General features: G+C 68.0%; 10 protein-coding genes. 4 read left to right on the top strand and 6 right to left on the bottom strand.

What is annotated here, in order from left to right:
• The 3 genes from cysK to KF871_RS18630 form a co-directional block, all read left to right on the top strand.
• Positions 1-795: cysteine synthase A (gene cysK, locus KF871_RS18640; protein ID WP_291146101.1), on the top strand; the 795-nt coding region annotated here is incomplete at its 5' end.
• A gap of 135 nt (positions 796-930) precedes the next feature.
• The gene (locus KF871_RS18635) at positions 931-2739 is read left to right on the top strand and encodes an NAD(P)/FAD-dependent oxidoreductase (protein ID WP_291146099.1); all 1809 of its coding nucleotides are present in this window, start codon (positions 931-933) and stop codon (positions 2737-2739) included.
• A 43-nt stretch (positions 2740-2782) separates the two neighbouring features.
• Positions 2783-3475 carry a glycine zipper 2TM domain-containing protein gene (locus tag KF871_RS18630; protein WP_291146096.1) on the top strand — a complete coding sequence of 231 codons (693 nt, stop codon included), beginning with the start codon at positions 2783-2785 and terminating at the stop codon, positions 3473-3475.
• Between the two features lie 625 nt (positions 3476-4100).
• Here KF871_RS18630 and htpX read toward each other — a convergent pair.
• The 5 genes from htpX to KF871_RS18605 form a co-directional block, all read right to left on the bottom strand.
• On the bottom strand, positions 4101-4970 hold the full coding sequence (gene htpX, locus KF871_RS18625) for a protease HtpX (RefSeq protein ID WP_291146094.1): 870 nt from the start codon (positions 4968-4970) through the stop codon (positions 4101-4103).
• A 146-nt stretch (positions 4971-5116) separates the two neighbouring features.
• Positions 5117-5860: a DUF3025 domain-containing protein gene (locus tag KF871_RS18620; RefSeq protein ID WP_291146107.1), complete on the bottom strand. Its 744-nt coding sequence runs from the start codon at positions 5858-5860 to the stop codon at positions 5117-5119.
• Complete coding sequence (pyrC, locus tag KF871_RS18615) at positions 5860-6906, bottom strand: dihydroorotase (protein ID WP_291146092.1); 1047 nt, start codon at positions 6904-6906, stop codon at positions 5860-5862. Before pyrC ends, KF871_RS18620 begins: the two co-directional genes overlap by 1 nt.
• Positions 6907-6956: 50 nt before the next feature.
• Positions 6957-7889 (bottom strand): LysR substrate-binding domain-containing protein, encoded by a 933-nt coding sequence (locus KF871_RS18610; RefSeq protein ID WP_291146089.1) that lies wholly within the window; start codon positions 7887-7889, stop codon positions 6957-6959.
• A 63-nt stretch (positions 7890-7952) separates the two neighbouring features.
• Complete coding sequence (locus KF871_RS18605; RefSeq protein ID WP_291146086.1) at positions 7953-9776, bottom strand: ABC transporter ATP-binding protein/permease; 1824 nt, start codon at positions 9774-9776, stop codon at positions 7953-7955.
• A gap of 35 nt (positions 9777-9811) precedes the next feature.
• Between KF871_RS18605 and KF871_RS18600 the strand changes: the two genes are divergently transcribed.
• Positions 9812-10252: an acyl-CoA thioesterase gene (locus KF871_RS18600; protein ID WP_291146085.1), complete on the top strand. Its 441-nt coding sequence runs from the start codon at positions 9812-9814 to the stop codon at positions 10250-10252.
• Between the two features lie 24 nt (positions 10253-10276).
• On the opposite strand, the gene KF871_RS18595 is transcribed toward KF871_RS18600, so the two are convergent.
• Complete coding sequence (locus KF871_RS18595) at positions 10277-10840, bottom strand: DUF882 domain-containing protein (RefSeq protein WP_291146104.1); 564 nt, start codon at positions 10838-10840, stop codon at positions 10277-10279.
• Positions 10841-10860: the final 20 nt, after the last annotated feature.

The following is a 10860-nucleotide window of genomic DNA, read 5'->3' as shown; positions in this document are numbered from 1 at the left end:
AAGGACCGCATCGCCCTGGCCATGGTGGAAGACGCCGAAAAATCGGGCGCCTTGAAGCCTGGCGGCACCATCATCGAGCCCACCTCGGGCAACACCGGCATCGGCCTGGCGCTCGTCGCGGCCGTCAAGGGCTACAAGCTCATCCTCGTGATGCCCGACAGCATGAGCATCGAGCGCCGCCGCCTGATGCTGGCCTACGGCGCCAGCTTTGACCTGACCCCCAAGGAAAAGGGCATGAAAGGCGCCATCGCCCGCGCCGAGGAACTGCAGGCCCAGACGCCCGGCAGCTGGATTCCGCAGCAGTTCGAGAACCCCTCCAACGTGGAAGTGCATGTGCGCACCACGGCGCAGGAAATCCTGGCCGACTTTCCCGACGGCCTGGATGTGCTGATCACCGGCGTGGGCACGGGCGGGCACATCACCGGCGTGGCGCGCGTGCTCAAGGCCCGCTTCCCGCAGCTCAAGGTGTTTGCCGTGGAGCCCTCGCTCTCGCCCGTGATCTCGGGCGGCCAGCCCGGGCCGCACCCGCTGCAAGGCCTGGGCGCCGGGTTCATTCCGAAGAACCTGGACACCAGCGTGCTCGACGGCGTGATCCAGGTCGACGCCGAACCCGCCCGCGAATACGCCCGCCGCTGCGCCCGCGAAGAAGGCATGCTGGTCGGCATTTCCTCGGGCGCCACCCTGTCCGCCATTGCGCAGAAGCTCCCCGAACTGCCCGCGGGCAGCCGTGTGCTGGGCTTCAACTACGACACGGGCGAGCGCTACCTGTCGGTCGAAGGCTTCCTGCCTTCTTGATGAAAACGGCTGCAACGCTTGTGGATAAAGCGCTTGCAGCTATTTTTTATATAGCAAAAGAATGCCGCTGCACACCGGTCGGTAAAATCCGGGCCTTCCCATTGCCCCGCCCGATCACCACGGGCCTGCAAGCCCATGATCCGCCTCTCCGAAATCCGGCTGCCGCTGTCCGCGCTGGCCTCCTGCCCCGCCACCCACCCCATCGATGCCCTGCGCACCCACGCCGCGCAGGCGCTGGGCCTGGCCGAAGCCGATATCGCCGCGCTGCAGGTCTTCAAGCGCAGCTTTGATGCACGCAAGGCCACGCTGCTGGCGGTGTACATCGTGGACATCACCCTGGCCCGCCCGGCCGACGAAGCCGCGCTGCTGGACCGGCACGCAGGCAACCCGCACATCCAGCCCACGCCCGACATGGCCTGGCACCCCCCAGGCCGGGCGCCTGCCGACCTGCGCGAACGCCCGGTGGTGGTGGGCTTCGGCCCCTGCGGCATCTTTGCCGCGCTGGTGCTGGCGCAAATGGGGTTCAGGCCCATCGTGCTCGAACGCGGCAAGCCCGTGCGCGAACGCACCAAGGACACCTGGGGCCTGTGGCGCAAGCGCACGCTCAATGCGCAAAGCAATGTGCAGTTCGGCGAAGGCGGCGCCGGCCTGTTCTCCGACGGCAAGCTCTACAGCCAGATCAAGGACCCCCGCTTTCTGGGCCGCCAGGTCATGCGCGAATTCGTGGCCGCCGGCGCGCCGGCCGAAATCCTGTACGAGGCGCACCCGCACATCGGCACCTTCAAGCTGGTGAAGGTGGTCGAAGCCTTGCGCGAGAAGATCCGCGCGCTGGGCGGCGACATCCGCTTCGGCCACCACGTGGTGGGCGTGCACACCGAACCCGAGGGCGCCGGCCAACGCCTGACAGCCCTGCGCGTGCAGGTGCTGGACAGCGACGAGCACTACGACCTGCCCACCAGCCACGCCGTGCTGGCCCTGGGCCACAGCGCGCGCGACACCTTTGCCTGGCTGTGGGACGCGGGCGTCTTCCTGGAGGCCAAGCCGTTTTCGGTGGGCGTGCGCATCGAACACCCGCAAAGCCTGATCGACCGCGCCCGCTGGGGCCGCCACGCGGGCAACCCCTTGCTGGGTGCGGCCGACTACAAGCTGGTGCACCACGCCAGCAACGGGCGCGCCGTCTACAGCTTCTGCATGTGCCCGGGTGGCACCGTGGTGGCCGCCACGTCCGAGCCGGGCCGGGTGGTCACCAACGGCATGAGCCAGTACTCGCGCGCGGAGCGCAACGCCAACTCGGGCATCGTGGTGGGCATCGACCCGGCCGACTACCCGCAGACCTTCCCGCGCGACCTGCCGCTGTGGACCGCCGCCTTTGGCGAACAGGACGGCGCGCGCTACGCCCAGCAGGCCCAGGCCCTGCGCGCGCAAGGGCAACACCACCCGCTGGCCGGCGTGGTGCTGCAGCGCCAGCTGGAGAGCCGGGCCTTCGAGGTCGGCGGCGGTGACTACAGCGCACCCGCTCAGCGCCTGGGCGATTTCGTGGCGGGCGTGCCGTCCACCGGCCTGGGCGAGGTCCAGCCGTCCTACCGGCCGGGCATTCGCCCCACCGACCTGGCGCAGGTGCTGCCCGACTACGCGGTGCAGGCCCTGCGCGAAGCCCTGCCCGCCTTCGGCCGGCAGATCCGCGGCTACGACCTGCCCGACGCCTTGCTCACCGCCGTCGAAACACGCACCTCATCGCCCCTGCGCATCACGCGCGGCGACGATGGCCAGAGCCTGAACACGCGCGGCCTGTTTCCGGCGGGCGAAGGCGCCGGCTACGCGGGCGGCATTCTGTCGGCGGGGGTGGACGGGCTCAAGGTGGCAGAGGCGGTGGCCTGCGCGCTGCTAGGAAAGCCGCCCGTCGGCGTCTTTACAAAAAATGACAAGGTCGCCACCGCCAGTTGACATGGCCGGCGCAGGATGCAGCCATCCCTTCAAGGAGTCCGCCATGAAAACCCCCGTTCTGCTCCCCGTGATGGCCGGCCTGATCGCCATGACCGGCACCGGCCTGGCCCAGGCCCAGGAAGAACAAGGCCGCGTCGTCAGCAGCACGCCCATCATTCAACAGGTGGCCGTGCCGCGCGAGGTCTGCACCGATGAGCAGGTGACCTACCAAGGCCGCAAATCCGGTGCCGGCGCGCTGATCGGCGCCATCGCCGGCGGCGCCGCTGGCAACGCCATCGGCAAAGGCAGCGGTCGCGCAGCGGCCACCGCCATCGGCCTCATCGGCGGTGCCATCGTCGGCAACCGCATCGAAGGCGAACCCGCCCCCCACACCGAAGTGGTTCGCAGCTGCGGCACACAGACCTACTACGAGCCCCGCACCGTGGCCTTCGATGTGGTCTACGAATACGCCGGCCGCCAGTACCGCACCCAGATGGCCCAGGACCCCGGCCGCTACGTGCGCCTGAACGTCACCCCGGTCGACGGCCTGCCGCCGCCCCCCGCCTACAACCCGTCGCGCCCGCAAGTGCGCTACGAGACGCCGGCACCCCAGGTGATCTACAGCGGCTACGAAGCGCCGACCTACCCCGCCATCTCCACTGAACTGGTGATCATCGGCGGCCAACGCTACCACCGCGCGCCGGGCTGGGTGCCGCCCGGCCACCGGGGCCACGACCGCTTCGAACACCGTCAGTGAGCGGTTGAAACCGCTACCTCGGGTGCATCCAGCGGATGACCCGATCGACTGACAACGGCCCCTCGTGGGCCGTTTGTTTTGGTGTCTGGGTGGCGTCTGGGCTTCGCGGAAGTGGCTTGGCTCTACGCGATGTCTGGACGCTGGAGGACGGCTTCGGGCCCAAAGCAGAAGTTCCGCCTCAGTTCTTTTTTCTTGAGAAGAACCACTCGAAGAAAGTGCGTAACGCTGCTTGCGCAGTGGCTTGCGTTGACGACCCAGCTTGGACCGGCTTCTTCATAGCCTCGCTGCAGAGCTTGACCGTCAAATCCCAATCGGCGTCCGCATATGCGTCACGAAGGTCATCCCGCAGATGGCTTCCTCGCTAGGTATAGAACCAACCCTCAGGTCGCAGTTCGACCTCAAGGCTTGTCACGTAATTCCAGAGGTCTTCGTTGAACATGCGTGTGGGTCCGCTTCTGGCCGAAAGCAGAAGTCTAGCCACAGCATCCATCGCGCACAAAGCGCACCAGAAGAGCAGCGTGGCCTCGAAACGACCCGCGAGGTGCGTTGGGTTCTGCGAAAGGCGATCAACCACAAAGAAGCCACCCGAGGGTGGCTTGTTTGTTTGGGGCGCTCGCCTGACCAATCAGACCTGCTGCAAGGCCGCGATGCGTTCTTCGATCGGCGGGTGGGTGCTGAACAGCTTGCCCAGGCCGCCGGTGATGCCCAGGGCCTGCATGGTCTTGGGCAGTTCGCCAGGGGTCAGGCCGCCCAGGCGGGCCAGGGCATTGATCATGGGCTGCTTGCGGCCCATGAGGCTGGCGGCGCCGGCGTCGGCGCGGAACTCGCGCTGGCGGCTGAACCAGGCCACGATGATGGCGGCCAGGAAGCCCAGCACGATGTCCATCACGATGGTGGTGACCATGTAGCCGATGCCGGGGCCGGAGTTGTTGTCGCTGCCGCGGCGCAGGAAGGCGTCGACGGCGTAGCCGATGACGCGCGAGAGGAACACCACGAAGGTGTTCATGACGCCCTGGATCAGCGTCATGGTGACCATGTCGCCGTTGGCCACGTGGGCCACTTCGTGGCCGATCACGGCCTCGACTTCTTCGCGGGTCATGTTCTGCAGCAGGCCGGTAGACACCGCCACCAGGGCGCTGTTCTTGAACGCGCCGGTGGCGAACGCGTTGGGCGCGCCTTCGAAGATGGCGACCTCGGGCATGCCGATGCCGGCCTTGTCGGCGAACTTCTGCACGGTCTGCACGATCCAGGCCTCGTCGGCGTTTTGCGGCTGGTTGATGACGCGCGCACCGGTGCTGAACTTGGCCATGGGCTTGCTCATCAGCAGCGAAATGATGGCGCCGCCAAAACCGATGACGAGCGAGAAGCCGGCCAGGGCCGTCATGTTCAGGCCATTGGCCGTGAGGAAACGGTCCACGCCGAGAATGCGCGTGGTGATCAACAACACCGCCATGACAGCGAAGTTGGTCAGAACGAACAGCAGGATGCGTTTCATGTGTGCTCCGTGAAGGCACCGGTGCGAACGTGCACCGGCTGCGCCAAAGACCCGTTTCGGGCCCGCAGGTTCCCCGCGCTCTCGGCGAGGGCAGCGGATGATACCGGCGCCAAGATGTGCGGCGGCCAGCTGTTTTTCAAGGGTGCTCAGGCCGTGCGCGGCGGCCGGAACACCTGCGCATCGGCATAGAACGCCGGGTCTTCGTTGGCCGGCCACCAGCCAGGCACGCCCAGCACCGGCAGGGGGGTGAAGGGTTTGCGCTCCAGCGCCTCGCCCTGCAGTCGCTCGGCCAGCCAGACGTCCCAGTCGGGCAGGTGGGCGCCCAGCGCCGCCGGCACCGGTTCGACAAACACATGCGCCGTGATGGACTTGTACGGCGCGGCCAGCTTCTCCAGCAAGGCGTGCCCAAACAGCACCAGCCGCGCCTGCGACCACAGCGCGCGTTCCGACACGAACAAGCGCTGCCAGTCGCGCGCGCGCAGCGCCGCCCACAGCGCCGGGGGCGCCTGCAACAGCGCCGCGTTTTCGTCGAACACGGTGATGGCGTCGCGCAAGGGGCCACGGATCGCCCCCACGCCCTGGGCCGCGATGGCGCCCGATTGCAGCCGGTTGAGTTGCAGCTTCGACCGGGGGAAGGTGTGCCAGATCAGGCCGTTGAAGAGGTCGTGCAGGTTCTCGCGGGTGGGGACACTGGCACTGGATGCGATGAAGGCCTCATAGGCCATGGCCTCGGGCAGGTCGCTTTGAGCGACGGCGCGAAGAGGCCCCGGCGCAGCGCGGTTCAGGGCCTCCGGCAAAGAGCCCGTCTCGGCCCGCGCAGCCGCAACGGCCCGCCCTGCCCTGGCCAGCGGGACGAACCAGGGCGCCGACCACTCGATCGGTGTTTCGATCAAGCCACCAGCTTCCAGCGCAACGCCTCGCCCGAGCGCAACGGCTTGAGCTCGGCCTCGCCAAAGCGGAACGACTCGGGTGGCGTCCAGGCCTCGCGGCGCAGCGTCACGCTGCCCTGGTTGCGCGGCAGACCGTAGAAGGCCGGGCCGTGCACGCTGGCAAAGCCTTCCAGGCGATCGAGTGCGCCGGCCGCCTCGAAGGCTTCGGCGTAGAGCTCCAGCGCGGCGTGGGCGGTGTAGCAGCCGGCGCAGCCCACGGCGTGCTCTTTCAGGTGGGCCGGGTGCGGCGCGCTGTCGGTGCCCAGGAAGAAGCGGTCGCTGCCGCTGGTGGCGGCTTCGACCAGCGCCTGGCGGTGGGCTTCGCGCTTGAGCACCGGCAGGCAGTAGTAGTGCGGGCGGATGCCGCCCTGGAAGATGGCGTTGCGGTTGAACAGCAGGTGGTGGACGGTGATGGTGGCCGCCGTGTGCGTGCCGGCCTCGGCCACGTACTGCGCCGCCTCGCGCGTGGTGATGTGCTCCATCACGATCTTCAGCTCGGGAAAGTCGCGGCGCAGCGGGATCAGCACCTGGTCGATGAACACGGCCTCGCGGTCAAACAGATCGATGTCGCTGGAGGTGACCTCGCCGTGCACGAGCAGCAGCATGCCTTCGCGCTGCATGGCTTCGAGCGTTTTGTAGGTCTTGCGCACGTCGGTCACGCCGGCGTCGCTGTTGGTGGTGGCGCCCGCCGGGTACAGCTTGAGCGCCACGACGCCGGCCTGCTTCGCGCGCGCGATTTCCTCGGGCGGCAGGTTGTCGGTGAGGTACAGCGTCATCAGTGGCTCAAACGACATGCCGGCCGGCACGGCGGCCAGGATGCGATCGCGATACGCCATGGCCTGGGCCGCGGTGGTCACCGGCGGCTTGAGGTTGGGCATGATGATGGCCCGACCGAACTGTGCCGCCGTGTGCGGCACGACGGTTTTCAGGGCGTCGCCGTCGCGCACGTGCAGGTGCCAGTCGTCCGGGCGGATGAGGGTGAGGGTGTCAGGGGTGTCGGCGCTCATGGGCGCCGATTGTCGCAGCCGTGGCCGCAGGTGCTCGCGGACGGTTCGCCTCAGCGCGGTGGCTCGGCTGCCCTGTCCAGTTCGGCCAACCGGTTCCAGAAACCCGACACCGCGCGCTTGCCCTTGCCGGCATCGATCGGCCGCGCCCGGTACAGCCGAATGTCCATGGTGAGCTGCAAGCCATTGGCAGCCGGCACCAGGCGCCGTGTGGCCAGTTCGTTGCGCACCGCGCTGGCCGGCAGAAACGCAATGCCGTGCCCCTCGAGGGCCATGGCCTTGAGGCCTTCGGCCATGTCGGTCTCGTACACACGCTCCAGCTGCGGCCCCATGCCGGACTCCTTGAGCAGGTGCTCCACCACGCGCCCCAGGTAGGCGCCCGGCGCGTAACCCAGGTAGGGCACCGGCTGGCCGCTCGTCGAGGGCAGCGCGTGCAGCGGCGCCCCCTGCGGATTGGGTTTGACGAACGGCGCGATGGGCTCGCTGCCCAGGGGCAGCATCTCGTACCGGGCCGGGTCGAGCTGGATCGGCTGGGTGGCGTGGTGGTAGGCGATCAGCAGATCGCAACTGCCTTCGACCAGGCGCATCACCGCGTCGTGCACGTTGAGTGCGATCAAACGGCTCTTGACCGGCCCGACCTTGTCGCGCAGGCCCGAGAGCCACTGGGGGAAAAAGGTGAACGCCAGGGTGTGCGGCACGGCGAACTCGATCACGTCCTGCGCCGCCGCGGTATGGGCGCGCAGCATGAGCCGCGTGCCATTGAGCGCCTGGAGGATCTCCAGCGACTGTTCGTACAGGGTCTGCCCGGCCGGGGTCAGGCGGGTCGGGTACGAGGAGCGGTCGACCAGATCGGTACCCGCCCAGGCCTCCAGCGACTGGATGCGGCGCGAGAACGCCGGCTGTGTCACATGGCGCAACTGGGCAGAGCGGCTGAAGCTGCGCGTCTCGGCCAGGCTGACGAAATCTTCAAGCCACTTGGTTTCCATGGTGGGCGCGATTATGGTGCGGCGCGGCGTGCTGCAGCGCCGCAGAACGCCAGCGGAGGTCGCTCAGTCCTGGGCCGCCTGTTGCAGCGCCCACATGCGGGCATAGGCACCACCGCGTGCGAGCAGTTCGGCGTGCCGGCCGCGTTCAACGATGACACCGTGTTCGAGCACCAGAATCTCGTGCGCGTCGACCACGGTGGACAAGCGGTGTGCGATCACGAGCGTGGTCTTGTGGCGCGCAACGCCTTTGAGTTCGGCCTGGATGGCGCGCTCGTTGGCGGAGTCGAGCGCGCTGGTGGCCTCGTCGAAGATCATGATCGGCGGGTTCTTGAGCAGGGTGCGCGCAATGGCCACGCGTTGCTTCTCGCCACCCGAGAGCTTGAGACCGCGCTCGCCCACCTGCGTGGCATAGCCCTGCGGCAGCCGCTCGATGAAGTCGTGGATGTGGGCCGCGCGTGCCGCGGCCACCGCGGCGTCATGGCCGGCCTCGGGTCGGCCGTAGAGGATGTTGTATTCGATGCTGTCGTTGAAGAGCACCGTGTCCTGCGGCACGATGCCGATGGCCTCGCGCACGCTGGCCTGCGTGACCTGGGCGATGTTCTGGCCGTCGATCGTCACCGCGCCTTCGTTCACGTCGTAGAAGCGGTACAGCAGCCTCGCCAGCGTGCTCTTGCCCGAGCCCGATGGCCCCACCACCGCCACCGTCTTGCCCGCCGGAATCTCGAACCTCACCCCGTGCAGGATCTCGCGCGCCGGCTCGTACGAGAAGCGCACATTCTCGAAGCGCAGCGTTGGCGCTCCGCTCAGCGTCAGCGGCTGGGCACCGGGCGCATCGGCCACTTCGCGCTCGCGCTCGAGCAGCAGGAACATGCGGTCCAGGTCGGTCAGGCTCTGCTTGATCTCGCGGTAGAGCACGCCCAGAAAACCCAGCGGGATGTAGAGCTGGATCATGAAGGCGTTGATCATGACCAGGTCGCCCAGGGTGAGCTGGCCGGCGGCCACACCCTGCGTAGCCCGCCACAGCATGGCCACCAACGCCACCGCGATGACGAGCTGCTGCCCGGCGTTGAGCATGGACAGCGTGGTCTGGCTGAGCAGGCGGGCCTTGCGCAGCTTCTGCAGGGCGTCGTCGTAGCGGCGCGCTTCAAAGGCCTCGTTGTTGAAGTACTTGACAGTCTCGTAGTTGAGCAATGAGTCGATGGCCTTGCTCTGGCCGATCGACTCCAGCTCGTTCATGCGACGGCGGAACTGCGTTCGCCACTCGGTCACCGTCACGGTGAAACCGATGTAGATCACCAGGGCCGCACCGGTGATCCAGACATAGCCCATGTCGAACTGGGTGCCCAGCAGCGTGAGCACCAGCACCACTTCGATCAGCGTGGGCACGATGCTGTAGAGCGAGTACGAGATGAGCGACTGCACTCCACGCGTGCCGCGCTCGATGTCGCGCGTCATGCCGCCGGTCTGGCGCTCCAGGTGAAAGCGCAGGCTCAGGCTGTGCAGGTGGCCGAACACCTCCAGCGCGATCTGCCGCGTGGCGCCTTCGGTGGCCTTGGCAAACACCAGTTCGCGCAGTTCGGTGAACACGCTGGTGGACAGCCGCAGCAGGCCATAGGCCACCAGCAGCGCCACCGGCACCACCAGCAGCGCCTGCGCGCTGCCGGGCGCAATGGTCATCGAATCGACCAGCCGCTTGAGCAGCACCGGCACGCCCACGTTGGCCAGCTTGGCGCCCACCATGAAGGCCAGTGCGGCCAGCACGCGCCATTTGTATTGCCACAGGTAGGGCAGCAGGCGCCCCAGCGTGGCCCAGTCGGAACGGCGAGCAGTGGCGGCGTCGGCGGGGGTGGCGGGTATGGCCAGGCGGCCGTGGGCGTGAGGGCGCATCGGGGACAATCTCGGGTCAGCCGGAGATTGTGCCCATGGCCAACGATTCAAGTACCCCCGCCTCCCGATTGCCCTCAGACCACCGCGAGCTCGTGCTCAAGGTGATTCCCATGCCGGCCGACTGCAATGCCAATGGCGACATCTTTGGCGGCTGGGTGATGGCCCAGGTCGACCTGGCCGGCGCCGTGCTGCCGGCGCGCATCGTCAAGGGCCGCATGGCCACGGTGGCGGTCAACCAGTTCATCTTCAAGCAGCCGGTCCGGGTGGGCGACATCCTCAGCTTCTACTCGCACGTCACCCGCATCGGCCGCACCTCCATCACGGTCATGGTCGAGGTGTTTGCCGAGCGCTTTTCCGCACAGGGCCAGTACGTGAAGGTGACCGAGGCCAGCCTGACCTACGTCGCCATCGACCACGAAGGGCGCCCGACGCCGATCGCCGAGGAAGCCAAGGCCGGCTGGGTCGCACCCGCCTGAGGTTGGCCGCGCACGCGGCCGGGCTCAGCCGCCCCAGCGCCGCACGCGGCCGGTATCGATGTGCACGAACTGCTCGTGCGGGTAGTAACCCACGCCACCGGCCTTGAGGGACAGCGCCGCGTCGCGCAGGTCGCTGAGCGCCACGCCGGGCAGGCGCACGTCAATGGCGCGGCCTTCCATGTGCAGGCTGTGCGTGGCCACGCCGCCACCGCGGGTGGCCTTGAGCTGCGCGTTGGTGGCGGGTGAGCGGTAGCCCGAGATCACCTGAAACGCCCGCTCGGTGCCCAGTTCGCGGCGCACCGCGTGCAGCAGGTCGTGCAGACCGGGGTCGATACGGCCCACGTCGCCCGAGTAGTGATCGCGCAGAAAGTGGTTCAGCTGGCCCAGCGCGTCGGGCAGGTAGTCGCTGCCGCGGGCATACACGATGTCGATCTGCTCGTGGGTGTGCAGGTGGTCGAAGGCCAGTTCGCGCACCGGCGCCGCCCACGCCCGCTGAGGCAAGGCCAGCGCCGGCGCCGCGGCCACGGCGCTCAGGCCGGTGCGCAGGAAATGCCGGCGCGAGGGTGTCGGGTGAAGGTGTCGCTTCATCGGGTGATCGGGGTGGGTGT

The organism is Hydrogenophaga sp. (assembly GCF_019635465.1).
Taxonomy (GTDB): domain Bacteria; phylum Pseudomonadota; class Gammaproteobacteria; order Burkholderiales; family Burkholderiaceae_C; genus Hydrogenophaga.
The sequence above is the reverse complement of the archived record's forward strand: the minus strand, read 5'-3'. Positions and strand labels throughout refer to the sequence as shown.